The organism is Paractinoplanes globisporus DSM 43857 (assembly GCF_000379645.1).
Taxonomy (GTDB): Bacteria; Actinomycetota; Actinomycetes; order Mycobacteriales; family Micromonosporaceae; genus Actinoplanes; species Actinoplanes globisporus.
Genome location: NZ_KB903295.1, coordinates 453,687 through 478,358, shown reverse-complemented (window position 1 = coordinate 478,358; position 24,672 = coordinate 453,687). Strand labels below are relative to the sequence as shown.

Sequence of the window (24,672 nt, the reverse complement as noted above, 5' to 3'; positions counted from 1 at the left end):
CGCTCGCTCAGCGGGGAATTGCCCGGGCCAGGCGGCGGACGGCCTCGTCCATCAGCTCGGCCGGGGCCGCCGCGTAGGTCAGCCGCAGGTAGGCGCCCGGAGGCTCGGCCGCGAACCAGGGCCGGCCCGGGAAGACCACCACTCCTTCCGCGGCGGCGGAGGTGGTCACCTCGACGTCGTCCGCGCCCGCGGGCAGCGGCGCCCACAGATGCAGGCCGCCGCGTGGCACCACGGCCGGAACCAGCGACGGCAGGTGCCGCCGCAGGGCCGTCAGCAGGGCGCCGCGCCGTTCGTCCAGCGCGCGCCGCAGGGCACGCAGGTGGCGTGACCAGGCCGGGGCGGTCAGGAACTCGAGGGCTGCCTGTTGCAATGGTCCGGCCACGAAGAAGTCGTCGAGCAGGCGGGCGGCCCGCAGGCGCGCGCCGGCCGGGCCGCGGGCGCCGATCGCCGCGATGCGCAGGCCCGGCGCGGCCGACTTGGTGAGCGAGCGCAGGTAGATGACGTGGCCGTCCGGGTCGTCGGCGGCCAGCGGGGGCGGTGGGTCGCCGTCGATGGACAGGTCTCGGGCGTAGTCGTCCTCGATCAGGAAGGCGCCGGCGTCGCGTACGGCCGAAAAGACCTCGGTCCGGCGGTGGGGTGACAAGCTCGCGCCGGTCGGGTTGTGGTGCAGCGGCTGGCAGTAGAACAACCGCGCGCCGGTGCGGGCGAAGGCCGCCGCCAGCTGGGCGGGAAGCACTCCGTCGGCGTCGGCGGGCACCGGCGCCACCCGCAGACCGCAGGCCCGCGCCGCCGCGAGCGCGCCCAGATAGGTCGGCGACTCGACCAGGAGCGTGTCGCCGGGGGTCGTGAGCGCCCGCAACGTCGACGACAGCGCGGCCTGCCCGCCCGGGCAGATCACCATGTCGTCGGCGCGCAGCCCGCCGCCCGCCTCCCGGGCGAACCAGGCCCGCAGGTCGGAGCGCCCCTCGACCGGGCCGCGCTCCCAGGCCGCCGGCTGCCGGGCCGCCCGGGCCAGCGCGGCACCGAGCGCCGCGGTCGGCTGCAGATCGGGGTGCAGGTAGCCGCCCGAGAGCGGGATCGCCCCGGCCGGGGGTAACGCCAGTAACGCGGGAGGCGACGAACGTCCCCTGACCGGGCCGCGCCTCGATCACACCCTGGCTGACCAGCTGACGGACGGCCGCGGCCACGGTGACCGGCGAGGCGCGATGCCGGGCCGAGAGCGTGCGCATCGACGGCAGCTGCGCTCCCGGCGACAGGCCCGACGCCTGCGCCCGCAGATCTTGGATAACGCGCTCGACTGCGTTACCGTTCTCCATGACAGCACAGAGTAGCGCTACTCAACCCAGAACGATAACGGCCGGCCTGGTCCTCGGCGCGCTGGGCGTCCTGGCGTTCAGCATGTCGCTGCCGGCCACGCGGGTGGCCGTGCGTGAGCTCGACCCGTGGTTCGTGGCCTTCGGGCGGGCGGTGGGCGCCGCGTTGCTGGCCTGGGCCTACCTGCGGGCCACCGACGCCCCGCGCCCGACCACCGCCCAGTGGCGAAGGCTGGTCATCGTCGCGCTCGGGGTCGTGGTCGGGTTTCCGCTGTTCACGTCCCTGGCGCTGACTACGCAGACCGCCGCACACGGCGCGGTGGTGGTCACGGTGCTGCCGGCGATCACCGCCGTCCTCGCGGTGCTGCGGGCCGGCGAACGCCCGCCGCTGCTGTTCTGGCTGGCGAGCGTGGGCGGCCTGTTCACGGTCCTGACGTTCCTCGTCACCTCGGGCGCGGTGCACGGCGCTCTCACCGCCGCCGACCTCTACCTGCTGGCCGCCGTGGTGCTGTGCGGACTCGGGTACGCCGAGGGTGGCGCGCTCGCCCGCGAGCTGGGCGGCGCCCGTACCATCTGCTGGTCCTTGATGGTGGCCCTGCCCGCCACCCTGCCGGTCGCGCTGACGGCGGCGGTCGCCCACCCGCCTCGCGCGGGCGGCGAAGCCTGGGCCGGGTTCGCGTACGTCACCGTGATCTCGATGTTCCTCGGCTTCTTCGCCTGGTACGCGGGCCTGGCGCGGGGCGGCATCGCCCAGGTCGGGCAGATCCAGCTGGCGCAGCCGCTGCTCACCCTGGCCTGGTCGGCTCTGCTGCTCGGCGAGGCCGTGCCGCCGTCCTCGATCGCCGCCGCGCTGGTGGTTCTCGTCTTCGTCGTGCTGACCCAGCGCGCTAGACGGCGCTGACCCCGTTGCGGGCCTCGATCGCCTTGACCGTGTTGGCGAAGGCCTTGACCAGCCCGCCCTTGGCGACCGAGCCGAGCAGCGCGCCGACGAGCTTGCCCTTGACGTTCTTGCCGTCGCGGATCACGACCGCGTCGATCGCCGTGGTGCCGTCGGCCCGCCGGGTCATCGTGTACGTGTGACCGGACGCGCCGCCCCACAGGTTGGAGTCGACGGTCCGCATGACGATGCGGTTCGGGTCGGACCAGTCGTACTCGAGCCGCTCCCAGACCCCGCCCTTGCCCTCGGTGACGTCGGCGCGGTCCGGCCCCCGGGAGTGCACCCGCAGCTCACCGTCGGCGCTGTTCGCGAAGATCTCCTGGCGCCCGGGGCCGAAGTCGGTGACCCCGGCGACGAACTGCTCGGGGGTCAGGGCGGTGGTCTCGTGCATGCGGATGGTGGCCATCGGGGATGCTCCTTCGTGTGTGGTGATCACAGATTCCCGGAACACCCCCGTTCCGCGAGCCGGTAGGCCACCCTGGCCGTGGCCCGGGCGGACCCCCGGGGTCACGGGTCCCGCCGCTGCAGGGTCACCCCCGCGAGCCTCAGCATCAGCGCCATCGGCGCCTCGCGCGGCCTCGGTCGGGCCATCACTGAGGCGGCCCTCGCGGTCGGTGACCGGGTCATCGCGAGCGCGGCGGCGGCACGATCGTGCAGATCTCCTCGGTCGGCGGCCGGGTCGGCGGACAGGCCGGCCTCGGCTCCTACCAGGCGGCCAAGTTCGCGGTCGACGGGCTCAGCCGGGTTCTCGCCGCCGAGACCGCGCCGTTCGGCGTACGCGTGCTGGTGGTTGAACCTGGTGGTTTCGCCACCGACTGGTCCGGCTCGTCGATGACGATCCACGAGGTCCCGCCCGCGTACGACGATTTCGCGCAGGACTATCCGGTCGACCTGCCTTAGACGTCCGCGCAGGCGTCGTCGAGCTTCTGCCCGACGTCCTGGAAGCCGCCGTCCACGTACGTCTTCGGATCGGGCTGGGCGGCGCCGGCGGTCAGGTCGGCCGCGACGGCATGCAGCGCCGCCTGCAGCTTGATGTCGCTGGTCCCGGCCGCCTCGGCGTCGAGCTTGGTGGCCATCTGGGTCAGCGCGTCGTGCATGCCCTGCCGGGCGCGGGCGTTGTCGGACACCAGGCTCTGCCCGAGCTGCACCGCCCCGTCCGTGAGGATCTTGTAGGCGGCGGTGCACACGTACTTGGGGACGCCGGCCGAGGCCGACGGCGTCGGCGCCATGCTGAACGGCACCGGCATGCTGTCGCCGCTGACCGGGATCTCGATCGAGCAGGCGGCGAGCGCCGCCGTCGCCAGCAGGGCGAGTGGCAGGGCTGCGAGGCGACGTTGCGGCACGGCGTTTCTCCCTCTGCTTCGGGCGTACGCGTCGGCAGGTCCCCGGCGCCGGCCGGTCCTACCCGCCGGTAAGCATAGATACCGCGCGCCCAAGATATTGAACCGGCCCGATGGATTGTGGCCGGTTCGCCCATTCGGTCCGATTTGCCACCCGTTCGGCGACGCATCCTCCCCGGCGGGAGTCCGTTGACGTGCAATGTGCTCAACTTGCGAAGAAGCGGTAAATCGCTCGTCCGGCGGGCGCTGATCGTCGGGGTCGCCACGGTCCTGGTCGCGGCCGGCGGCGCCGCCCTCGCCGAGGTGGTCTCGCCCGACCCGGTGAGCTCGCCGTCGTTCAACGGCCCGATCTACGCGGTCGCCTACGGCGGCGGAACTGTCTACGTCGGCGGCAACTTCACCAGCGCGAACTCCGGCGGCAAGAACGTCGCCCGGACCCGGCTGGCCGCGTTCGACGCCCGCACCGGCGCGCTGCTGCCGTGGAACCCGAGCGCCGACGCGAACGTGCGCGCGCTCGCGGTCGACGGCGACGTCGTCTACGCGGCCGGCGATTTCGACACGATCAACGGCGAGACCCGGGACGCGGTCGCCGGCATCGGCGCCACCAGCGGCCTGGTCACCTCCATGCGGCACACCGTCCTCGGTCAGCCCAACGCGCTGGTCACCGGCGCCGGCCGCCTCTACCTCGCGGGCCGGATCACCGCCGTCGACGGCGTGCCCCGCACCAACCTGGCCGCCTTCACGCTCGCGACCGGCGCGCTCGACGCGTGGGCGCCGACCGCCGACGACGTGGTCAACGCGCTCGCCTTCACGACCGACCGGGTCTACCTCGGCGGCCGGTTCCACAAGACCAACGGGGTCAGCTCGACCCTTCGGCTCAGTGCCGTCGACCCCGCCACCGGCGTACTGGACAAGGGTTTTCTGCCCAAACCGGTGTCGCAGGTCTTCGCGCTCAGCGCGGACGACGCCGGGGTCTATGCCGCCCTCGGCGGCCTCGGCGGACGCGCCGTCGCCTACACCCGTGCCGGCGCCACCCGATGGACCCGGGTCTTCGACGGCGACGCGCAGGCGATCGCCGAGCTCGGCGGCGTCACCTACGTCGGCGGGCACTTCGACCGGGCGTGCACCACGACCAACAACGGCATCAAGGGCGTGTGCACGGACGGATCGGTGCCGCGCGGCAAGCTGGCCGCGGTCGACGGCCAGGGCAACCTGCTCGACTGGTCGCCGCAGGCCAACGGGGTGGCCGGCACCCGGCAGCTGGCCGTCAGCGCGCCGCTCGGGTCGGTCAGCGCGGTCGGCGACTTCACGCTGGTCGGCGGGCTGGCCCGCAAGCGGTACGCGCAGTTCGACGGCGTCACCCCGCAGGAGGAGCGGTCGCTGGTCCCGGGCGACTACGTGGCCTCGTACAACTTCGACACCACCATCGCGGACGGGACCTTCGACGACGGGTCGGGGCACACGCACCTGCTGCGGGCCGTCGTGCGCAACGGCGGGAAGGTCACGCTGACGCCGCACGCGAACGGGCAGGCGCTGATGTTCCCGCCCAAGTGCACGGGCGTGGCCTGCCCGCGCCTGGTGCTGCAGGCCTCCGACACGCCCGATCTGAATCCGGGGACGAAGCCGCTGAGCTACGGCGCGACGGTGCTGCTCGCGCCGGCCGAGACGGCGAGCGGGGAGAACGTGCTGCAGAAGGGGTACTCGACCGGCGGTGGTCAGTACAAGCTGCAGGTGGACGGGGTGTCGGGGAAGCCGAGCTGCGGGATGAGCGGCGCGGGGGAGACGGGGGTGCACATCGCGCGGAGCCGGCAGTCGATCGCGGACGGGGCGTGGCATTCGCTGGAGTGCCGCCGGAGCGGGCCGACCCTGTCGATCCTGGTCGACGATCAGGTGGAGTCGAGTGTGGCGGTGCCGTCGGATCTGTCGATCTCGTCCGCCCAGCCGTTCAGCGTGGGCGGCAAGGGGGTCGGTGCCGACAACGACCAGTTCCACGGCTCTCTCGACGATATTTTTATCCATATCGGATGATTTACCCGCCACCCGGACCCTGATTGCCGCCGCCGGGGCCGCTGTTGTCCCCGGCAGGGACGGTGACGGTGACCGTGACGTCAGGCCCCGGCGCGGTCGTGGTGGCCGTCTGCTCCGGGGCTGTCGTCGTCGGCTCGGTCGTCGTGGTCCGGCTCGGCGTCGGGGTCGTCGTGTTCCGGGTCGGCGGCTTCGTGGTCGTGGCGCCCTGGTCGGCCGGCCTGGTGGTGTTCTTCTTGGTTGCCTTGCCGGTACCGGCCGGGGCGGCCGGGGAGACCGACGTGCCGTGGGCCGGGGGCGCGGCGGGGTGTCCGCCGAGGTTCGCCAGGGCCAGCACCGTCCCGAGCGCACCCAGCACGACCGCGGCGGCGGCTCCCAGCAGAATGTTGCGGCGCCGGTTGCCTGGTGGCCCGCCCGGCGGCCCGCCCAGCGGCTCCACCGCCGGCAGTACGGCGGTTCCGCTGCCGACCGGGGCGGACGGCCGGGCGATCATCGTCGCCGTCTCCCCGGTCGCGGCCAGGATCGCCGTCGTCCCCGTCCCCGCCGACGCCAGCTCCGCCGCGGCCGCCATCGCCGCCGCCGAGGAGAACCGTGCCTGGGGATCCTTGGCCATCGCGGTCTCGACCACGGCCTTCACCGGCGCCGGCACGTCCGGCGGCAGCGGCGGCGGATCGTCCCGCACGTGCTGCAGGGCCACCGCGATCGGGCTGTCCCCGAGGAACGGCGGATGCCCGGCCAGGCAGTGGTAGGCGACGACACCCAGCGCGTACACGTCGGCGGGGGGACCGGTGATCTCCTTCGACACCTGCTCGGGTGCGATGTAGAGCGCCGTACCCACGACCTCCTTGGCCCCGGTCAGCGCGGCCGACTCCGCCGACCGTGCCACCCCGAAGTCGACCAGCACCACGGTCCCGTCCGGCTTGATGATCAGGTTGCCGGGCTTGACGTCCCGGTGCACGATTCCCTCGCGGTGCGCCGCGTCCAGCGCCCGTCCCGCCTGGGCGACGATCGACATGGTCTCGGCCGGGGTGAGCCGGCCCCGGGCCGCGATCCGCTGGTTGAGCGCCTCGCCCTCGACCCGGGCCATCACGATGTACGCGTCCGGACCGCTCTGCCCGTAGTCGTAGACGTCCGCGACCCCCGGGTGGTGCAGGACCGCCATGGCCCGTGCCTCGTGCTTGAACCGGGTCTGGAAGCCCGCGTCCCCGGCCCGCCCGGCGTGCAGCGTCTTCACCGCGACGTCCCGGCCGAGCACCGTGTCGGTGGCCCGCCAGACCTCGCCCATGCCACCGGCCGCTATCCGGTCGTCCAGCCGATAACGGTCGCCGAGCACGTCTCCAGGGAGGGCCATGGTGTGGTCTCTACCCACTCGGCGCGGCGCTGAAATCTCCCGTCCGCTGTATCTTCTGCCAGCCCAGCCGTCGCCCGGTCAGCGCGGCGAGGGCGGAGGCGATCAGGACGGCGTACATCACCTGGCGGTAGACGACCTGTTGCAGCGGAAGCGTCCAGAGCGGCCGCAGGCTCTCCTTGTCGAGGCGGAACGCGAGAATGGCCGTGATGATCTGCACGACCAGCATCGCGAGCCAGCCGAGCAGCGTGATCCGGCGGTCCAGGAAGAAGATTCCGTAGACGGCCATCAGGTCGATCAGCGGCGCGAGCAGCGGCAGCAGCACGCTGAACAGGGCGATGAAGGTGATCCGCGTACGGCCGAAATGTCCTTGCCGGTGTTTCCACAGCGCCTGCATCGTGCCGTAGCTCCAGCGGTAGCGCTGCCGCCACAGCTGCCGGGCGGTGGCCGGGGCCTCGGTGTAGGCGACCGCCGACTCCTGGTAGACGACCCGCCAACCGGCCTGCTGGATGGCGAGGGTGAGATCGGTGTCCTCGGCGAGCGTGCCGGTGCTCAGGCCGCCCGCGTCCTCGAGGGCTTTCCGGCGGAACGCGCCGAGCGCGCCCGGGATGGTCGGGATGCAGCCGAAGGTGTCGTAGAGGCGGCGGTCGAGGTTGAAGCCGATCACGTACTCGATGTGCTGCCACTTGCCGAGCAGGCTGCGGCGGTTGCCGACCTTGACGTTGCCGGCGACCGCGCCGACGCTCGGGTCGGCGAACGGCTGCACGAGCTGGTGGACCGCGTCGGGCGCCAGGACGGTGTCGGCATCCACCATGACCAGCAGGTCGTCGGTCGCGAGCGCGATGCCGGTGTTGAGCGCCCGCGCCTTCCCGCCGCTGGGTACTCGCACAATTCTGACATTTCCGGATTGGGGGATGACGTCGGAGGTGTCGTCGGTCGACTCGTCGTCGATCACCAGCACCGACACGCCGGGATGCGTGGACCGGGTCATCGATCGTACGGCCGGCTCGATGGTTTCCCGCTCGTTGAAGGCCGGCACCACGATCGTCACCGGATCCTCGACGGCCGGCCCCCACGACCAGGCCGGGTCCCGCCGTCGGCGGGCATGCCCGACCGCGAACGTGAACAGGATCAGCGTGCGGACCACGATCAGCCCGCCGGCCACGATCAGCAGCAGCCACAGCAGCCGGAGGATCGCGTCCGACCCCCGTACGCCCCAGGCCAGGGCCCGCCCCCGCCAGATCTCCAGGGCTCCCGCGGCGGGATTGGGTTGTCCGGTCACCGTCGCGAACCGGTAGCCGCGCTGCTGCAGCAACGGGATCAGCCGGTCGAGGGCGGCCACTGTCTGCGCCCGGTCGCCGCCCGCGTCGTGGAACAGCACGACCACGCCGTCATCCCCGCGCGGCGTCGCGTTGGCCACGATCCGGTTCACGCCCGGCCGCTTCCAGTCCTGGCTGTCCAGATCGTCGAGCACGGTCAGGTAACCCTCCGTGCCCAGCGCCCGCACGGTCGCGTAGTCGTCGTCGGTGAGTGCGTCGGCGGTCGAAGAATATGGCGGCCGTAGTAACGACGTCTCCCGCCCGGTGGCGTAGGCGACGGCCTGTTGCGCCTGCGAGTTCTCCAGGTTGCGCCGCCACGCTGGCAGCCGGGCGAGATCCGGATGGGTGAACGTGTGCAGCCCGATCTCGTGCCCTTCCGCGACGATCCGGCGTGCCAGGCCCGGATTGCGCGCCACCTGCGACCCGATCACGAAGAAGGTCGCCGGCACGTGGTGCTTGGCCAGCACGTCCAGCACCTTCGGCGTCCAGGTCGGATCGGGCCCGTCGTCGAAGGTCAGCGCCACGGTCCGGTCCGGCAGCCGCCGCGACTCGGGTCGCCCGCCGGTCATCCCGATCAGCGGCCCGCCATCGCGCACGGTCGCCGGCACGCTGCCGGACCGTGACTCGCGCGGGTTGGTGCCGTCCGGGCTGAACCCCGCGTCCGTGTACACCTCGACGATCACGACGGTCGCGATCAGCAGCAGCGCCACCAGGGAGAACAGCACGCGCCCGCCGCGGTTCCGAGTCGGTGCCGGCTGCGGTCCGCCGTAAACGGTCATGACGCGCTCACGGACGGCGGCCTCACGGACGGCGGCACGGTGGCGGGCGGCGGGGTGGCCGGCCCGACCAGCTGGCTCACCCACACCCCCGCGAGCGCCAGGATCAGCAGCACCCCGACCGCGTACGCCACCATCCGCAGCCACCGCCGCCGGGACCCGCTCGGGTCCACGAAGATCGGATCCGTCGACGACACGTCCTGCCGCAGGATCCCGGTGAGGGCGTGCTCCGGCAGTTTGGATTTACCGATCGCGCGCCCGACCCGGGCCCGCCCTCGCGTTCGACCTTGGGGAGTCTCGTCAGGCACACACCGACGCTAGGAGAGGTCGGTGCCGCCCGCATCTCGGCCGGCATCCCGGCCCGCATCGCGGCCGGCCTCTCGGCCGGTTTCTCCGCCGGAGAATCGCGCCGCCGCCGCACCCTCCAGAAGATCCGCCGGCAGCCGCCGCCCGCACACCACCAGCAGCAGGTCCTGGGCGTTGCCCCGCAGCGGCGCGCCCTCCCCGAGACTCCAGTCCAGATCGTTCGCCTCGAGCCGCACCCCCGACAGATCGGTCCCGAAATACCGCACATTCTTGTCGCGCATCGACCCGAGAATGAGACCGATCCGGTCCACCGGCGGCCGCCTTTCCAGCCCGAGCGCCACCGATATGTCGAGCCCATGAATGACGTCGTGCGACAGCGCGCCCCCGGTTCCGCCACCCGGCGGCCGCCACGGATGCTCGACGTTGTCCCGCAGCGAAGCCAGCAATTCCGCGTCGCTCAATTTCGCCGTGTCCGCCCGGGCCTGCCGATCCGCCATCCGATCGAAATTCCCCCGCGCCTTGGCCATCCCCAGCGCGAACTGGGCCGCCGACATCCGGAACGGCATCGTCATGTGCGCGAGAACCTCCCGGACCCGCCATCCCGCACACAACGACGGCGCTCCCCATTGCTCCGGCGTCAATTCCGCCAGCATCCCGGCCAATTCCCGCCGCTCCGCCACCACCGCGGCCCGCAGCGTCTGTTCCTCTGTCACGGCGTGCTCCTCCCGCGCGCGCCCGGCGGCACGCTACGGAGGATCTACGACCGGCGCCGCTCATTCTCATCGGTCCGTCGCCGGCATTTTTGCCTTCCCGCTCAGCGACGTGGCCAAGCACACCCCCGCACCGTTCCGCGATGCGGACAACCGAGCCGGGCGGTCCCGAGCCCGCCGGTAGCGTGGCGCGGGTGCAGCCAGGCAACGCCGTCCTCCTGACGCTGGGCGGCGTCGGCGCCGGCCTGACCGGCTCGATGGCCGGCCTGGCCTCCCTGGTCAGCTACCCCGCTCTCCTGGCCGTGGGCATCCCACCCATAGCCGCCAACGTGACCAACACGGTCGCCCTGATCTCCACCACCGCCGGCACCGCCGCGGGCGCCCGCCAGGAGCTGAAAGGACACCGCCGCCGCCTGATCCACCTCTCCGCGGTGGCCGCAGCCGGCGGCCTGGCCGGCGCGATCGTGCTCCTGGCCACCCCGTCCAAGGCGTTCGAGCTGATAGTCCCCGCCCTGATCGCCCTGGGCGGCGTCCTGCTCCTGCTGAGAGACCCCATCCGCAACTGGGCCGGCCACCGCACCCTGTCGCCTCCCGTCCTGAACGGCACGGTCTTCCTGATCGGCGCCTACGGCGGCTACTTCGGCGCGGCCGCCGGCGTCCTGATGCTGGCCGTGCTCTCGGTAGCGGCCACCGAAGCCCACGCCGTCACCAACGCGGTCAAAAGCATCGCCCTGGGCGCCGCCAACCTGACCGCCGCCATCATCTACGCCCTGGTAGCCCCGGTGGACTGGCCGGCCGCCGCCCTCCTGGGCCTGGGTTGCCTGCTGGGCAGCTGGCTAGGCCCAGCCCTGGTCCGCCGAACCCCGGAGCGCCCGTTGCGAGCCGCGATAGCCCTGGCCGCGCTGGGCCTGGCCGCCTACCTGTGGTGGAAAGCCACCCGCTGACCCGATGGTGGAAAGCCACCCGCTGACCCGACGCGTCTTCCGGTGCCCAAAACGTCGGGAATCCATATGACTCGCCGAAGCATATGGTCGGCGAGTCATATGGATTCCGTTTTGTTGGGCGTGGTGGGGTCAGGGGGCCCGCCGCGCTACTGGGAGCGGCGGGGGAGCCAGAAGGCGACGACGGCGCCGGCGGCGACGATCGCGGAGCCGACCAGGACGGCGGGGCGGAGGCCGTCGACGAAGGAGTCGTGTGTGGCGTAGCTGCCGAAGGAGCTGAAGATGGAGGCCAGGGCCGCCACGCCGACCGCTACTCCCAGCTCGCGGATGGTGTTGTTCGCGCCGGAGGCGACGCCCCGCTGCTGTTCGGTGACGCTGGCCAGGGCCATGGTGCTGATCGGGGCGAAGGTCAGGCCCATGCCCACGCCGGCCATGACGAAGGCCAGTACGAGATCCGAATAGTTGACGGTGGCGGTGACGGCCAGGCCCATCCAGAGGATCGCGCCGGAGAGCAGGATCTGGCCGGCCAGGATGAGGTTGCGCTGGCCGATGCGGTCGCCGAACAGGCCGGCCAGCGGGGCCACCACCATCGGCGCCATCGTCCAGGGGAGGGTGCGCAGGCCCGACTCGAGCGGGCTGAGGCCCTGGACCACCTGGAAGAACTGGGCGAGCAGGAACACCGCGCCGAACGTGCCGGCCGAGAAGGTCAGCGTGACGATGTTGACGAAGCTGAAGCCGCGGGAGCGGAACAGCGAGAGCGGCAACATCGGCGACTTGTTGCGGGCCTGCCAGGCGAGGAACGCGGCGATCAGCACGGCGCCGGAGATCAGCATGGTGAGGACGCGCGGGGAGCTCCAGCCGTGGTCGGGGCCGTCGACCACGCCCCAGATCAGCAGAAGCATTCCGGACGCGGAAAGTACGAGACCCAGAGGATCGAGCTTGCGGGCGCCGCCGCGGGACTCACCGAGGACGGTGGCGGCGAGGATGACCGCGACCACGCCGACCGGCACGTTCAGCCAGAAGATCCAGTGCCAGTCGAGGCCCTCGACCACCGCGCCGCCGACCACCGGGCCCACCGCCACGCCGAGGCCGGCGATACCACCCCAAATGCCGACAGCTGCCGTACGCAGGCGATCGGGGACCGCTTGGGCGAGCAGTGTCAATGCCAACGGCGCGGTCGCCGCCCCGCCCAGGCCCTGGATCGCGCGGGCCGCGGTGAGCTGCCAGGACTCGCTGGCCAGCCCGGCGGCAGCCGACGCGAGCGTGAAGACCGTGATGCCGAACAGGAACATCCGGCGGCGGCCGATGCGGTCGCCGAGCGCCGCGGCGGTGAGCAGGAACGCGGCGAACGGCAGCGTGTAGGCGTTGACGAACCACTGCAGGTCGGTGATCGACGCGTGCAGATCGTTGCGGATCACCGGCAGCGCGGTGCTCACGACCAGGTTGTCCAGCGTGACCATGAAGGTCGGTATGCCGACCGCGGCGAGCACGGCGGCCAGCGGCCGGGAGGCGCGCTTCGGCGCCGGCTGGGCCGGGCGGGTGGCGGTGACGGTCATTGCTCCCCCTGTAGTTGTTATCGACTGATAACTTCTGTCGCCGACGCTAGTTATCGACTGATAATCTGTCAACCATGACCCGCGTCTCACCCCGTACCCGCCTCACCGCCGAGGAGCGTCACGAGCAGCTCGTGACCGCCGCCGTCACCGCGTTCAGCCATGGCGGGTACGCCGGCACCACCACCGACCAGGTCGCGCGCCTGGCGGGGGTGTCCCAGCCGTACGTGATTCGTATCTTCCGGACCAAGCAGGAGCTGTTCATCGCGGCGGTGAATCGGTCCGGCGCCCGGATCGAGGAGCGTTTCCGCGCCGCCGCGGCGAAGGAGCCGACGCTGCACAGCCTCGGCGAGGCGTACGACGACCTCCTGGCCGAGCGCGAACTGATCGTGCTCCTGCTGCACGGCTTCACGGCCAGCGCCGACCCGGCGATCGGCGTCCCGGTGCGAGCCTGTTTCGGCCGTCTCTACGAGGTGGTACGCGAGCTCACCGGTGTCAGCGCGGAGGAGGCCCGCGACTTCTTCGCGGTCGGCATGCTCCTCACCTGCCTGGGCGCCATGCGTGTGATCGGCCCCGACCCGGTCGCGCGCGAACCGTGGATGAACGACCTGCTCAAAACCTTCGACCACGGCCACTGAATCGTTCGGCCCCCGGAGGGTATGTCCCTCATATGACCACGAACGAGAAGACCGTCGACCAGGAGACCGTGGCCGGCGGCAGCACCGACCAGCACATCACCGGCGCCGGCGAGCAGGGCACGTTCCTCACTGACGAGCCGCCCACGTCAAAGACCCCGGCCAACGGCAGCAGCAACCGGGGCATCAACAAGCTGCACGCCAACCGCGAGGACGTCGAAGAGGACCTCGCCCACAAGACCCGGTAGAAATGCCCCGGGCAGAGCGGCCCGTGCTCCGTCTCCCAGCGGAACGCCCGCACCCGGTGGCGGGGGCGAATGGTTGGGTCTCAGATGTTGTGGCGCGTGTAAGCCGGGGGGCGCCAGCCCAGCATCGCCTCGGTCATGCGGACCGCGCCGACGGTGGCGGCCACGTCGTGGACGCGGACGATGCGGGCGCCGTGCAGGATGCAGAAGACGACGGCGGCCAGGGTGCCGGCCAGGCGGTCCTGCTGAGCCGCGTTCAGCGTCTCGCCGATGAAGTCCTTGTTGCTGACCGCGGCCAGCAGCGGGTAGCCGATCTCGGCGATCTCGTCGAGGCGGCGGGTCAGCTCCAGCGAGTGCAGGGTGTTCTTGTTCAGGTCGTGGCCCGGATCGATGATGATCTGATCGGGCCGGACGCCACGGTCGAGGGCCAGTTTCACCCGATCGCGCAGGAACGACGCGACCTCCGCGGTCACGTCGTCGTAGCGGGGGCTCGGCCAGGCGGTGCGCGGCGGGGCCAGGCTGTGCGTGATCACCAGCTGGGCGCCGGTCCCGGCGACCGCCTCGGCCATCGCCGGGTCGCGCAGGCCGGAGGTGTCGTTGATGACGCCGGCGCCGGCCCGGATGACCTCGGCCGCGACCTCGGGCCGGAACGTGTCGACCGAGACGACGGCCAGGTCACGGGCCTTCTCGACGACCGGCAGGACCCGCTCGATCTCCTCGGCCGCGCTGACCTCGGGACCGGGCGCGAACGGGACGCCGCCGATGTCGATCCAGTCGGCGCCGGCCTCGGCGGCCCGCTCGACGGCGGCCAAGGCATGGTCGAGGGCGAAGGTGCTGCCCTTGTCGTGGAACGAGTCGGGCGTCCGGTTCACGATCGCCATCACCGCGACCTGCCGTGCGAAGTCGAATTTCCGGTTCCCGATCATTCGCACGTCGTGTTCCTCGCCCACGGTTGGCGAGGGTAACAGCCCACGGGACGGCCAGTGATCATTCGGTGAGCGTCGCGGTCGCCTCGCGGCCGGCCGCCGCCGTACGCCGCAGGAAGCCCGCGATCAGGGCGAGTTCGTCGGCGGTGTAGTCGGTGCAGATCTCGTCCATCTTGCCGTTCATGTCGTCGAACAGGTCGAGCACCTCGCGGCCGCGCTCCTTCGCCGCCCGCACCAGCACGGCCCGGCGGTCGTCCGGGTCCCGTTCGCGCGCCACCCACCCGGCCTTCTCCAGGCGGTCGAGCACGCCGGTCATGGTCGCCGGGTGCAGGCCGGCCAGTTTCGCGAGCGCGCCCGGACCGAGCGAGCCGTGCTGGCTGACCAGGTTGAGGCAGTCGAAGTCGACGTCGCGCAGCTTGAGCCGGGCGCCGACCTGGTGGTTGAGCAGCGCCAGCTGCAGCGAGGCGTCGCGCATCGCTTCCTTGATCTGGATCGCGAGCCGTCTCTTCAAACCTGCTATGGAACTCATATCTTATGAACCTCAAAAGAAGATGGTATGGTTCTCATATTATCTGGTTGATGTAGGGGAGGACGAAGATGCGGCTCACCATTGTCGCCGCCACCGGCGGAATCGGGCGCCAGCTGCTGCGACAGGCCGTCGAGGCCGGTCACGACGTCACCGCCATGGCCCGCAGCCCCGAGAAGATCACCGACCCGGTCCGGACCGTCTTCGCCGATCTCTCCCGCCCCGACCTGCGGGAGCTCACCGAGGCGATCAAGGGTTCCGACGCGATCCTCTCCGGCCTCGGCGCCCGCACCAAGTTCGACTCCGGCGTGGCCGGGCGCGGCACCGCCGCCCTGGTCGAGGCGGCGAAGGCCGCCGACACCGCCCGCCTCGTCGTGGTCAGCGCCGCCCCGTTGGGCACCTTCCCGTCCCCGGACCGCCCGCACCCGCCCCGGCACGACCCCGGCGACGGCTTCTTCATGCGCCACCTCGGCGCGCCGTTCGCGAAGACCATGTTCCGGGCCCACTACGACGACCTCGCCCGCATGGAGGACGTCGTGCTCGCGAGCGGTCTCGACTGGACGATCAGCCGCCCGCCGAAGCTCACCGACGGCCCGCTGACCGGCCAGTACCGGACCGCGCTCGACCGCAACATACGCGGTGGCTTCTCGGTCTCCCGCGCCGACGTGGCGCACCACATGCTGGCCTGCCTGACCCGGCCCGAGACCATCGGCCACACCGTGGGGATAGCGAAATAGCAGCTCAGTAGAGGTCCGCGAGGACCGTCGGCTGCTGACCCTCCCACTCCGCGATCAGCGCCAGCCGTCCCTCGGACGGCTCCCGCCGGAGGACGCGGCGCACGTCGAGACGGGCGGCCTCGGCCACCACCACGGCCGGGTCCCCGTCCTCGACCCGCACCAGCCGGCCGATCGGCGCCGACGTGTCGGCCATGCCGGTGCCGCGCACGGTCATCCCCGGGTCACGCTGTTTCGGCCCGTCCGGCGTCTCCACGAACTCCGGCGCCTCGCGACCGCCGGTCCGGATCGCCACCGTCAGCGCCTCGACGAAGACCGGGTCGCCGACCGCGTCGTAGACCCAGCGCTCGCCCAGCACCGAGTGCGACAGCGTGCCCACCAGGAACAACTCCCCGCCGTCGAGCGGCGCGCCGCGGTAGGTCATCGGCACGTGCACGAGCGGCCCGTCCGACCCCGCGCGCACCACCACCATCTCCACCCCGACCTCGCCCGCCGGATCGTCGAACCGGCAGGCCGCGATCCGTTCGAGCCCCTTCGCGGAGTCGGCGGGGTACCAGTGGCGCCCGGGCAGCCAGGCCTCCAGCAGTTCGAGCTTCGTAGGAGTGAGCGTGGCCTGGTGGATAGTCGCCATGGGCGGACTCTAGGCGATCCGTTCCGATCTCCCGGGGGCGGCCCGGCCGTGTTACCTCGCACATTCGCCTGGTCGTCGCCCGCCGGTCAGCTGTCCGCCATGGATCTGGTCGAGGGTAAGCCAATGACGCAGCTCGATAGACGCCAATTCCTGAAGGGCTCGGCGGCCGTCGGCGTGGTCGGATTCACGCAGGCCGCACCGGGCGAGACCGTGACCCGCACGCTCAGCGGGAGCATCGCGTACGGCGCCCCCGACTGGGTGTACATCCCGCTCGAGATCCCGTCCGGGGTCAACCGGGCCTCAACTGGACGGTGACCGTGACGCTCGCCTTCGGGCCGGATGGCGCGCCGTTCCAGCCGAAGCGCGCGCCGCGACGGGCCGCCGGGCGGGGCCGGGCCTGGTACCGGGGCTCATCATCGACGGCGAGGGGATCACCACCCGCGACGGGTCACTACACCGCGCTGGGGCTGCCGGCCGGTACCTGGATCGACTGGCGCTATCGGGCGGCCGCCACGGAACTCACGGTACGTCCGCGCCGAGGTACGCAGGGTGGACGCCATGGTCGCGCTGACCAACCCGATCTTTCTCGGGCGGGTCGCGGGAACGTGAATTCTTGGTCGGCGCGTCGAGATCATCCGCGAACCTGACGTAGTCTTGGCGGCCAACTGACCTGTGCCGATCAACTTGGGACTGCCGGACGGGGAGGGTGGTGCCGCGGATGCCGCATGCGCCTGTGCTGGGCGACCTCGCCACCCCGGTGACCGTGATCGACGCGGAGACCGGCGTCGGCGAGATCGAGGCGCTGATCCGGGCCGACCCCGAGTGCCTCGGCCTGGTGGCGGTCGCGGACGGCACGACGTACGTGCTGGATCGCCCTTATCTCGAGACCGTCCTGGCCGGACGGCTCGGCTACGGCCGGGCGTTGCTGTTCCGCCGCCCGGCCCGGGCCATCCTGCGCGGACCGGCCCTGGTCATGCCGGCCGCCACCGCCTGGGACGACGCGGCCCGCGCCGTGCTCAACCGCCCGTCCGGCACGAAATCGCTGCCGGTCGTGGTCAGCTTCGACGACGGCCGGCTCGGCATCGCCGCGGTCGGCCCGCTCGTCGAGCACCTGAGCCGCAGCTACGAGACCCTCGCCCAGCAGGACATCCTCACCGGCCTCGGCAACCGCCGCCGCCTCACCGAGGTCGCCGGCGCGATGCTGGCCCGCGACGACCGCCCGGTCGCGCTCCTGCTGGTCGACCTCGACCGGTTCAAGGAGATCAACGACGAACTCGGCCACAGCCGCGGCGACGAACTGCTCCGCCAGGTCGCCGCGGTCCTGTCCGGTTCCTTCGAGGAGGCGGTCTTCCGCTTCGGCGGCGACGAGTTCGTGGTGCTGCTCGACGACCTGGCCGACGACTCCGACGAGTACCTGGAAAAGCTCGGCCGCCGCCTGCTGCACGACATCCAGGGCCCGTTCACGGTGGCCGGCGTGCCGATCACCGTCGAGGCGTCGGTCGGCGTCGCCCGCACCCGTCCCGGCCGCCGCGACCTCGGCGAGCTGCTGGCCGGCGCCGACACGGCGATGTACGCGGCGAAGCGGCACCGCACGACCGTCGAGCTGTGGCGCCCCGAGCTGGCCGCCGAGACGACCACCGACCTGCGCCTGCAGGCCGAGCTGCGCGCCGCGATCGACCAGGGCGAGCTGGTCCTGCACTACCAGCCGCTGGTCGACGCGGTCACCGGCCAGGTCACCTCGCTCGAGGCCCTGGTCCGCTGGAACCATCCCCGGCACGGCCTGCTCGCGCCGGCCGCGTTCCTGGCCGAGGCCGAGCGCTCCGAGGTCATCACCGCGCTGACCGACCGCATCCTCACCGACGCCGTACGCCAGGCGGCCCGCTGGCACCGCGACGGCTGGTGCGTGCCGGTGGCGGTCAACCTGCCGGCGCCGGTCCTGGCCCAGGACCGCATCGTCGGCGTCATCGCCGGCCTGCTCGCCGAGTACGACCTGCCCGCGTCCTCGCTCAAGGTCGAGATCACCGAGAGCGCCGTGATGACCCGCCCCGAGCGCAGCGCCGACCGCCTGCGCGCGATCCGCGAGCTGGGCGTCCGCATCGCGATGGACGACTTCGGCACCGGGTACACGTCGCTGGCGCTGCTCACCCAGCTGCCCCTGGACGAGCTGAAGCTGGACCGGTCCTTCGTGCACCGCATCCACGACCCGCGCGAGCGGGCCATCGTCGAGGCGGTCGCGGCCATGGCCCGCGGCCTGCGGCTGACGCTGGTCGCCGAGGGCGTGGAGGACCAGCAGACGGCCGACATCCTCCGCGAGACCGGCTTCGACGTCCTGCAGGGCTACCATTTCGGCCGCCCCGCCCCCTCCTTCGAAACGGTCCGGCGAGCCGCCTGATGCGCATCCTGATCACCAACGACGACGGCATAGCCTCACCCGGCCTGGAGGCGCTGGCGACGGCGGTCCGCGAGGCGGGCCACGAGGTGGTGGTGGCCGCGCCGTCGACCGAGTACAGCGGCATGAGCGCGTCCCTGCAGGCGGTGACGACCGAGGGCCGGGTGCTGATAGAACAAACCCCTTTCGGGTACGCCGTTCCGGCCGCCCCCGCGTTCATCGTGGTGCTGGCGACGCTGGGCGTCTTCGGCGACGTACCCGATCTGGTCCTGTCCGGCATCAACCCGGGGGCGAACGCGGGCCGGGCGGTGCTGCACTCGGGCACGGTCGGCGCCGCCCTGACCGCCGTGGCCCGCGGCCGCCCGGCGATGGCGGTGTCGCTGGACTACCTGGCCGCCGACGGCCCGAATTTCCACTGGGCAACCGCCGCGGCGACCGCGGTCTCGCTGATCGGCCGGGCGGCCGGCGCCGCACCCGGCGTCGCCCTCAACCTGAACGTCCCCAACCGCCCGTCGGCGCCTGTGGTCCGCCCGGCGACGCTCGCGGCCTTCGGCCGAGTCCAGATAGCCCTCCTCGAGTCGGGCGACGACTTCGTGCACACCGACTTCCTGAGGAGCAGGGAAGAACCGGCTCCCGGCAGCGACCTGGCCCTGCTCGCCGAGGGATATGCCACGCTGACGCCGGTGCGCCCGCCGGCGGAGGCGTCCGAGGCCGCGGTGCCGCACCAGCGCCGGCCACCGTCCGACCGCGCTCCCCACGACTGACCGTCAGCCGCGCTCCACGAGTTCCCGCGCCCAGTCCACGGCCACCCGGGGTGGCGTGCCGGTCCCGGCATAGAGCGCGTCGATCAGCAGCCACACCCGATCCCCGAGAACCGACGGCGCCCCGAGGGCGAGAACGAGGTCGTCGACCTGCCGCCGGGTGTCCCGGAGATAAGCGCGAGCCACCTGGCCCGGCTCGTCGTCCCCGCCCGGGTACTCCGTGAGGTAGTTCCGGAACGCACACCCCCGGAAGTCGCCGCGCTCCACCCAGGCCGCGACCTCGCCGACCAGCGCGACCAGAGACGCGTCCACGCCGCCCTCTTGCCGGCCGGCCGCGGCGAGCGCGCCGGCCGTGGCCTTCTCTCGCTCGGCCCTCACCCGCCGCAGGTAGGCCGCGACCAGGGCCGCCTTGCTGGGGAAATGCCGGTACAGCATGTTCTTCCCGCACTCGGCCGCCGCGATCACCTCGGCCATGCCGACCGCCCGCACGCCGTTCACGTAGAACAGCGCGGTCGCCGCCGCCAGGATCCGCTCGCGTCCCTCGGGATCTTCCGCTCGTGCCACGAGTGACAAGTCTAACGGACCGATCGGTCCGTCAGGCGCATATTATCGGACCGATCGGTCCGCCGAATGTCAGCCAACCCGAGGAGGCAAACCATGCGAGACGCCGTCATCGTCGACGCGGTCCGCACCCCGATCGCCAAGGGCAAGCCGAACGGCGCCTACCACGACGTCCACCCCGTCGACCTGCACGCTCACGTGCTCCGCGCCCTGGTCGAGCGCAACCCGGGCCTCGACCCGGCCGAGATCGACGACGTGATCGGCGGCGCGGTCGGGCAGGTGGGTGAGCAGAGCACCAACACGACGCGGCTGGCCGTGCTGGCCGCCGGGTTCCCCGAGTCGGTGCCGGGGGTGACCGTCGACCGGCAGTGCGGCAGCAGCCAGCAGGCACTCAGCTTCGCCGCCCAGGGCGTGGTCGCCGGCGCGTACGACCTGGTGATCGCCTCTGGCGTGGAGTCCATGTCCCGGGTGCCGATCGGCTCGTCCGCGCGTGTCGACGGCCGCCGTGCCGACGTCGGCGGCCCGGCCATCTCGCGACGTTACGGCGGCGAGTTGATCCCGCAGGGGATCAGTGCCGAGCTCATCGCCCGCAAGTGGAACCTTTCCCGCTCCCAGCTCGACGAGTTCTCCGCGACGAGCCACCAGCGCGCCACCGAGGCTTGGAAACACGGATATTTCGACGGCCAGACAACCCCGCTGAACGACCTCGCCACCGACGAGACGATCCGGCCCGGCACGACGGCCGAGATCCTGGCCGGACTGCGGACGGCGTTCGAGGACCCGCGCTGGGAGCAACGCTTCGGGCCGCTCGACTGGAAGGTCACGGCCGGCAACTCCAGCCCGGTCAACGACGGCTCGGCCGCGCTGCTGATCACCACCAGCGAGAACGCCCGCAAGCACGGATGGCGCCCGCGCGCCCGCATCCACACCGCGACCGTGGTCGGCGACGACCCGATCTACATGCTCACGGGGATAATCCCGGCCACCGCCAAGGTCCTGTCCCGGGCGGGCCTCACGCTCGGCGACATCGATGCGTTCGAGGTCAACGAGGCCTTCGCGTCGGTCGTGCTCGCCTGGCAGGCCGAGACCGGCGCCGACCCCGCGAAGGTCAACGTGGACGGCGGCGCCATCGCGATCGGCCACCCGCTCGGCGCGAGCGGAGCCCGCCTGGCCACGACGCTGCTCGGCGTTCTCGAGCGCACCGGCGGACGTTACGGACTCCAAACCATGTGCGAGGCGGGCGGCACGGCCAACGCGACGGTCATCGAGAAATGGTGAGTTTGATAGAGACTGGCGAGCATGTCCGCCTCGTATCCGAGCCTGCTGGCCAGCACCCAGCGCTTCCGCCTGGGCCGCCCCCAGCGCCTGACCGTCACCCCTGACGGCCGCCGCGTCTTCTTCCTGCGGTCCCGCGGACCGGAGGACCCGGTCCGCTGCCTGTGGCAGCTGGACCTGGAAACCGGCGCCGAACGCCTCCTGTGCGACCCCTTCGAGCTGGCAAGCACCGCGCCCGCCCTCTCGGCTCAGGAGCGGGCTCGGCGGGAGCGGGCGCGTGATCAGGGGGCCGGGATCGTGGCCTACGGCTTCGACCAGGACGTGCGGGTCATCGCGTGCACGGTGGGGGAGGAGTTGCACCTGGTCGGCATGCGGACCGGGACGGTCACCCCGCTGCCGGCCCGGACGCCGCTCACCGACGCTTCGATCAGCCCGGACGGCGCGTTCGTCGCGTATGTGCACGACGGCGAGCTACGGCTGATCGGCACGGACGGCGGCGGCGATCGGGCGCTCGCCACGCCGGAGGGGGACGCCATAACTTATGGGCTGGCGGAACATGTGGCGGCCGAATCAATGGAGCGTCAGCGGGGTTACTGGTGGTCGCCGGGCGGCGATCGGCTGGCCGTGGCGCGGGTCGACAACGGGCCAGTGGGCACCTGGTACCTCAGCGACCCGACTCAGCCGGAGGCACCGCCGACCGCCCACCGCTATCCAGCCGCGGGCACGGACAACGCGCTGGTCACGCTCTGGGTATACGGCGTCGGCGGGGAGCGGGTGGAGGTCGACTTCGGCTGGGACGACTACGAGTACCTGGTCGACGTGGTGTGGGACCAGCACGGGCTGCTGGCCGTGCTGCAGAACCGGCCGCAGACCGTGTTGCGGACGGTCGCGGTCGATCCGGAGAACGGGCAGGTCAGCACGCTCGCCGAGACGCGCGACCCGGCCTGGACGCAGATCGTCCCGGGCGTGCCGGTGCGCACCTCGGCGGGCGCGCTCATCGCCACGGCCGACCTCGAAGACACGCGGCACCTGACCGTCGACGGCAAACCGGTCACGCCGGCCGGACTTCAGGTCTTCGAGGTGCACGGCGTCGACGGAGAGACCGTGCTGTTCGCGGCCAGCGACGAGCCGACCGAGCGACACCTGTGGACCTGGTCGCCCGCCGACGGCCTCTCCCGGGTCACCGATACGCCGGGCATACATTCCGGGATCCGTACGAGCGGGACCACGGTGATCAACAGTGCGACGCTGGACGGGCACGCGGTCACGGTGAACGGTGTCACGGCCGGCGGTGTCCCGGGTGGCGGGGTGACGGCCGGCGGTCGTACGGTCAAGGATCTGTCGGCCACTTCTCCCGTCGTACCCCTGGTGAATCTGCTTCAGATCGGTGAGCGTGCGTTGCGGACGGCCGTGCTCTTCCCGACGGGGTGGCAGGGTGAGTCGCTGCCGGTGCTGATGGATCCCTACGGCGGCCCGGCCGGGCAGCGGGCGGTCGCCGATCGGGACCCCTACTACGCGTCGCAGTGGTTCGCCGACCAGGGGTTCGCCGTGATCATCGCGGACGGGCGGGGCACCCCGGGTCGTGGGCCGCGCTGGGAGCGCACGATCCACGGCGACCGGTCGACGTTCCTGCTCGAAGACCAGATCGATGCGCTGTACGGGGTGGCCGCCCTCCACCCGGCGCTGGACCTGACCCGGGTGGCGATCCGGGGCTGGTCGGCCGGCGGCTACCTCGCGGCGCTGGCCGTGCTGCGCCGGCCCGATGTGTTCCACGCGGCGGTCGCCGGTGCGCCCGTGACCGACCTGTTGCTCTACGACACTCACTGGGAGGAGCGGTTCCTCGGCGACCCTCGTACGGATCCCATACCTTACGAGAACGGTTCGCTGATCGGGGACGCGCCGCGCCTGTCCCGGCCGCTCATGCTGATCCACGGGCTGCGCGACGACAACGTCTATCCGGTCCACACGCTGCGGCTGTCCGCGGCACTGCTGGCCGCTGGACGCCCGCACACCGTGCTGCCGCTGCCCGGCGGCAGCCACATGCCACCGGGCGTGGACCTTCTGACTCCCGAACTGATCTTCATCAAGGACGCTTTGCACATCGCCTGATCGGCCGGAGCCCTGCCCTCTCCACAGTGGATCCACAGGGTGACGCGCGCGGTCTAGCGTCTGCGCTCATGCGGTTGCTTCTGGTGACCGGCAGCGGCGGTGTGCTGCTGGACCTGCTCGCGCTGCGCCCCTGGTGGCAGCGGCACGACACGTCGTGGGTGGCCGTGCGGGCCGCGGACACGACCGTCGCGCTGCAGGGGTTGCCGGTGACCTGGGAGCGGTCGTCGATCGGGGTGTGGCGTGCACTTCGCCTGCTACGCCGCCAGCGGCCCGACCTGGTCGTGTCGGCCGGCGAGCGGATGGCGACGCCGTTCTTCCTGGCGGCCCGGCTGCTGCGGGTGCCGACCATCTGGGTGGAGTCGCTCACCCGTACGGGCCCGCGCGCCCGGGTCGCACGGCTGGCGCGCGAGGTGCTGGTGCAGCGGCAGTCCCGGCCCGGCGTGTTCGTCGGCGAGCTCTACTGATGGCCACCCTGCTGGTCACCGTCGGGATGGGGCCGTGGCCGTTCAACCGGCTGGTCACCGCCGTCGCCCCGCTGTGCGCCTATCACGACGTGTTCGTCCAGACGGGTGCGTCGTCAGTGGTTCCGCCGTGCCCGCACGAGCGGTATGTGCCGTACGACGAAATGCAGCGGCGACTGGCCGAAGCCGACATCGTCATCACCCACGCCGCAAGTACGGTGCGGCTGGTGCAGCGGCTCGGTGGGGTGCCGATCGTCGTGGCCCGGCAGCGACGGCTCGGCGAGACGGACTCCACCCAACAGGAGGACTACCTGCGGCTCGAGGAGCGGACCGGGCGGGTGCACGCGGTCTGGGACGTGCAGCGGCTGCCGTCCGCGGTGGCCGGGCACACCGGCGTGGCGGCCTCGATGCTGGCGACGCGCCCGCTGGCCTCGGTGGCACCGGCGGACGACCTGATCGCCATCCTCGACGAAATCGCCGCCCGCCTGTGCCGCCGCCCCTCGGCATGATCGGCACGGACCGACCGCTCACTCGTCGAACGCGACGGCCAGTTCGGTGATCCCGCCCGCACCGCGGCGAATGGTGAGTGTGCCCGTCCCGCCGCGCGACCACGCGAACCGGACGACCTCGATACCGCCGTCGATCTCGACCGAGCGAATCGCCATCGTGTCGGTGGGCGGGCCGGCGGCGTAGGCCGCGGCGATCGCCTCGCGGCCGATGTAGGGCCCGGCGAGCACCCCGGCGAACCGCATCACCGCCCCGGGATCGAGCGTCGCGACGAACTCGTCCCAGTCCCCACTGAGCACGGCGGCATTGAACCGCTCGACGTGCGCCCGCGCCGGCTCTGTCAT

26 protein-coding genes and 2 pseudogenes are annotated in these 24,672 nt (G+C 72.0%); 14 read left to right on the top strand and 14 right to left on the bottom strand.

The window, feature by feature from the left end; genetic code table 11:
- Positions 1 to 7: 7 nt before the first annotated feature.
- Together A3CQ_RS52055 and A3CQ_RS64205 are read right to left on the bottom strand one after the other, a co-directional pair.
- Positions 8 to 916 (bottom strand): aminotransferase-like domain-containing protein, encoded by a 909-nt coding sequence (locus A3CQ_RS52055; protein ID WP_370657606.1) that lies wholly within the window; start codon positions 914 to 916, stop codon positions 8 to 10.
- A 259-nt stretch (positions 917 to 1,175) separates the two neighbouring features.
- Positions 1,176 to 1,316: pseudogene (locus A3CQ_RS64205) on the bottom strand (GntR family transcriptional regulator); the annotation flags it as partial.
- On the opposite strand from A3CQ_RS64205, the gene A3CQ_RS52050 reads away from it, so the two are divergent.
- Complete coding sequence (locus tag A3CQ_RS52050; RefSeq protein WP_084698979.1) at positions 1,315 to 2,214, top strand: DMT family transporter; 900 nt, start codon at positions 1,315 to 1,317, stop codon at positions 2,212 to 2,214. The pseudogene A3CQ_RS64205 and the gene A3CQ_RS52050 sit on opposite strands and share 2 nt — an antisense overlap.
- On the opposite strand, the gene A3CQ_RS0108960 is transcribed toward A3CQ_RS52050, so the two are convergent.
- Positions 2,201 to 2,656 (bottom strand): hypothetical protein, encoded by a 456-nt coding sequence (locus tag A3CQ_RS0108960; RefSeq protein ID WP_020510591.1) that lies wholly within the window; start codon positions 2,654 to 2,656, stop codon positions 2,201 to 2,203. The two genes, A3CQ_RS52050 and A3CQ_RS0108960, sit on opposite strands and share 14 nt — an antisense overlap.
- 236 nt (positions 2,657 to 2,892) lie before the next feature.
- Between A3CQ_RS0108960 and A3CQ_RS0108950 the strand changes: the two are divergent.
- Positions 2,893 to 3,150, top strand: a pseudogene (locus A3CQ_RS0108950) (SDR family NAD(P)-dependent oxidoreductase); the annotation flags it as partial.
- On the opposite strand, the gene A3CQ_RS0108945 reads toward A3CQ_RS0108950, so the two are convergent.
- Positions 3,147 to 3,593: a hypothetical protein gene (locus A3CQ_RS0108945; protein ID WP_020510589.1), complete on the bottom strand. Its 447-nt coding sequence runs from the start codon at positions 3,591 to 3,593 to the stop codon at positions 3,147 to 3,149. The pseudogene A3CQ_RS0108950 and the gene A3CQ_RS0108945 sit on opposite strands and share 4 nt — an antisense overlap.
- Positions 3,594 to 3,791: 198 nt before the next feature.
- On the opposite strand from A3CQ_RS0108945, the gene A3CQ_RS0108940 reads away from it, so the two are divergent.
- Positions 3,792 to 5,618, top strand: a complete 1,827-nt coding sequence (locus A3CQ_RS0108940; RefSeq protein WP_020510588.1) for a LamG domain-containing protein — start codon at positions 3,792 to 3,794, stop codon at positions 5,616 to 5,618.
- A 1-nt stretch (position 5,619) separates the two neighbouring features.
- On the opposite strand, the gene A3CQ_RS52045 is transcribed toward A3CQ_RS0108940, so the two are convergent.
- The 4 genes from A3CQ_RS52045 to A3CQ_RS52040 are packed head-to-tail and all read right to left on the bottom strand — an operon-like array spanning position 5,620 to position 10,047.
- The gene (locus A3CQ_RS52045; RefSeq protein WP_040431888.1) at positions 5,620 to 6,966 is read right to left on the bottom strand and encodes a serine/threonine-protein kinase; all 1,347 of its coding nucleotides are present in this window, start codon (positions 6,964 to 6,966) and stop codon (positions 5,620 to 5,622) included.
- A 10-nt stretch (positions 6,967 to 6,976) separates the two neighbouring features.
- Positions 6,977 to 9,007: a bifunctional polysaccharide deacetylase/glycosyltransferase family 2 protein gene (locus A3CQ_RS0108930; protein WP_040431887.1), complete on the bottom strand. Its 2,031-nt coding sequence runs from the start codon at positions 9,005 to 9,007 to the stop codon at positions 6,977 to 6,979.
- 50 nt (positions 9,008 to 9,057) lie between these two features.
- Positions 9,058 to 9,366: a hypothetical protein gene (locus A3CQ_RS60580; protein ID WP_157295526.1), complete on the bottom strand. Its 309-nt coding sequence runs from the start codon at positions 9,364 to 9,366 to the stop codon at positions 9,058 to 9,060.
- Between the two features lie 9 nt (positions 9,367 to 9,375).
- Positions 9,376 to 10,047: a maleylpyruvate isomerase family mycothiol-dependent enzyme gene (locus A3CQ_RS52040; protein WP_245577126.1), complete on the bottom strand. Its 672-nt coding sequence runs from the start codon at positions 10,045 to 10,047 to the stop codon at positions 9,376 to 9,378.
- Positions 10,048 to 10,217: 170 nt separating this feature from the next.
- Here A3CQ_RS52040 and A3CQ_RS0108915 point away from each other — a divergent pair, with 170 nt between their 5' ends.
- A complete protein-coding gene (locus A3CQ_RS0108915; RefSeq protein WP_084698976.1) occupies positions 10,218 to 11,018 on the top strand; it encodes a sulfite exporter TauE/SafE family protein in 801 nt (266 codons plus the stop codon).
- A 146-nt stretch (positions 11,019 to 11,164) separates the two neighbouring features.
- On the opposite strand, the gene A3CQ_RS0108910 is transcribed toward A3CQ_RS0108915, so the two are convergent.
- Entirely contained in the window at positions 11,165 to 12,571 is a 1,407-nt protein-coding gene (locus A3CQ_RS0108910) for a DHA2 family efflux MFS transporter permease subunit (RefSeq protein WP_020510582.1), read from the bottom strand.
- 74 nt (positions 12,572 to 12,645) lie between these two features.
- Between A3CQ_RS0108910 and A3CQ_RS0108905 the strand changes: the two genes are divergently transcribed.
- Both A3CQ_RS0108905 and A3CQ_RS0108900 read left to right on the top strand, forming a co-directional pair.
- The gene (locus A3CQ_RS0108905; protein ID WP_020510581.1) at positions 12,646 to 13,206 is read left to right on the top strand and encodes a TetR/AcrR family transcriptional regulator; all 561 of its coding nucleotides are present in this window, start codon (positions 12,646 to 12,648) and stop codon (positions 13,204 to 13,206) included.
- 32 nt (positions 13,207 to 13,238) lie between these two features.
- Positions 13,239 to 13,451, top strand: coding sequence for a hypothetical protein (locus A3CQ_RS0108900; RefSeq protein ID WP_020510580.1), 213 nt, complete (start codon positions 13,239 to 13,241; stop codon positions 13,449 to 13,451).
- A gap of 80 nt (positions 13,452 to 13,531) precedes the next feature.
- On the opposite strand, the gene folP is transcribed toward A3CQ_RS0108900, so the two are convergent.
- Both folP and A3CQ_RS0108890 read right to left on the bottom strand, forming a co-directional pair.
- The gene (gene folP / locus A3CQ_RS0108895) at positions 13,532 to 14,374 is read right to left on the bottom strand and encodes a dihydropteroate synthase (protein ID WP_020510579.1); all 843 of its coding nucleotides are present in this window, start codon (positions 14,372 to 14,374) and stop codon (positions 13,532 to 13,534) included.
- A gap of 61 nt (positions 14,375 to 14,435) precedes the next feature.
- Positions 14,436 to 14,885: a MarR family transcriptional regulator gene (locus tag A3CQ_RS0108890; protein ID WP_020510578.1), complete on the bottom strand. Its 450-nt coding sequence runs from the start codon at positions 14,883 to 14,885 to the stop codon at positions 14,436 to 14,438.
- Positions 14,886 to 14,971: 86 nt separating this feature from the next.
- Between A3CQ_RS0108890 and A3CQ_RS0108885 the strand changes: the two genes are divergently transcribed.
- The gene (locus A3CQ_RS0108885) at positions 14,972 to 15,637 is read left to right on the top strand and encodes an NAD(P)-dependent oxidoreductase (RefSeq protein WP_020510577.1); all 666 of its coding nucleotides are present in this window, start codon (positions 14,972 to 14,974) and stop codon (positions 15,635 to 15,637) included.
- A gap of 4 nt (positions 15,638 to 15,641) precedes the next feature.
- Here the strand turns inward: A3CQ_RS0108885 and A3CQ_RS0108880 are convergent, their stop codons facing one another.
- Positions 15,642 to 16,265, bottom strand: coding sequence for a CG0192-related protein (locus tag A3CQ_RS0108880; RefSeq protein WP_020510576.1), 624 nt, complete (start codon positions 16,263 to 16,265; stop codon positions 15,642 to 15,644).
- Between the two features lie 123 nt (positions 16,266 to 16,388).
- On the opposite strand from A3CQ_RS0108880, the gene A3CQ_RS0108875 reads away from it, so the two are divergent.
- From A3CQ_RS0108875 to surE, 3 genes are all read left to right on the top strand, one after another.
- Positions 16,389 to 16,580 carry a twin-arginine translocation signal domain-containing protein gene (locus A3CQ_RS0108875; protein ID WP_020510575.1) on the top strand — a complete coding sequence of 64 codons (192 nt, stop codon included), beginning with the start codon at positions 16,389 to 16,391 and terminating at the stop codon, positions 16,578 to 16,580.
- Between the two features lie 403 nt (positions 16,581 to 16,983).
- Complete coding sequence (locus A3CQ_RS0108870) at positions 16,984 to 18,657, top strand: putative bifunctional diguanylate cyclase/phosphodiesterase (RefSeq protein ID WP_157295523.1); 1,674 nt, start codon at positions 16,984 to 16,986, stop codon at positions 18,655 to 18,657.
- Complete coding sequence (surE, locus tag A3CQ_RS52035; protein ID WP_020510573.1) at positions 18,657 to 19,418, top strand: 5'/3'-nucleotidase SurE; 762 nt, start codon at positions 18,657 to 18,659, stop codon at positions 19,416 to 19,418. Before A3CQ_RS0108870 ends, surE begins: the two co-directional genes overlap by 1 nt.
- A gap of 3 nt (positions 19,419 to 19,421) precedes the next feature.
- On the opposite strand, the gene A3CQ_RS0108860 is transcribed toward surE, so the two are convergent.
- Positions 19,422 to 19,979 (bottom strand): TetR/AcrR family transcriptional regulator, encoded by a 558-nt coding sequence (locus tag A3CQ_RS0108860; protein WP_020510572.1) that lies wholly within the window; start codon positions 19,977 to 19,979, stop codon positions 19,422 to 19,424.
- A 93-nt stretch (positions 19,980 to 20,072) separates the two neighbouring features.
- On the opposite strand from A3CQ_RS0108860, the gene A3CQ_RS0108855 reads away from it, so the two are divergent.
- The 4 genes from A3CQ_RS0108855 (at position 20,073) to A3CQ_RS57185 (ending at position 24,330) form a co-directional block, all read left to right on the top strand.
- Positions 20,073 to 21,254: a thiolase family protein gene (locus A3CQ_RS0108855; RefSeq protein ID WP_020510571.1), complete on the top strand. Its 1,182-nt coding sequence runs from the start codon at positions 20,073 to 20,075 to the stop codon at positions 21,252 to 21,254.
- A gap of 21 nt (positions 21,255 to 21,275) precedes the next feature.
- Entirely contained in the window at positions 21,276 to 23,360 is a 2,085-nt protein-coding gene (locus tag A3CQ_RS0108850; protein WP_020510570.1) for a prolyl oligopeptidase family serine peptidase, read from the top strand.
- Between the two features lie 68 nt (positions 23,361 to 23,428).
- Positions 23,429 to 23,824, top strand: a complete 396-nt coding sequence (locus tag A3CQ_RS52030) for a glycosyltransferase (RefSeq protein ID WP_020510569.1) — start codon at positions 23,429 to 23,431, stop codon at positions 23,822 to 23,824.
- Positions 23,824 to 24,330: a glycosyltransferase gene (locus A3CQ_RS57185; protein ID WP_020510568.1), complete on the top strand. Its 507-nt coding sequence runs from the start codon at positions 23,824 to 23,826 to the stop codon at positions 24,328 to 24,330. Before A3CQ_RS52030 ends, A3CQ_RS57185 begins: the two co-directional genes overlap by 1 nt.
- Before the next feature lie 18 nt (positions 24,331 to 24,348).
- Here A3CQ_RS57185 and A3CQ_RS0108835 read toward each other — a convergent pair whose 3' ends face one another.
- On the bottom strand, positions 24,349 to 24,672 hold the full coding sequence (locus A3CQ_RS0108835) for a nuclear transport factor 2 family protein (protein WP_020510567.1): 324 nt from the start codon (positions 24,670 to 24,672) through the stop codon (positions 24,349 to 24,351).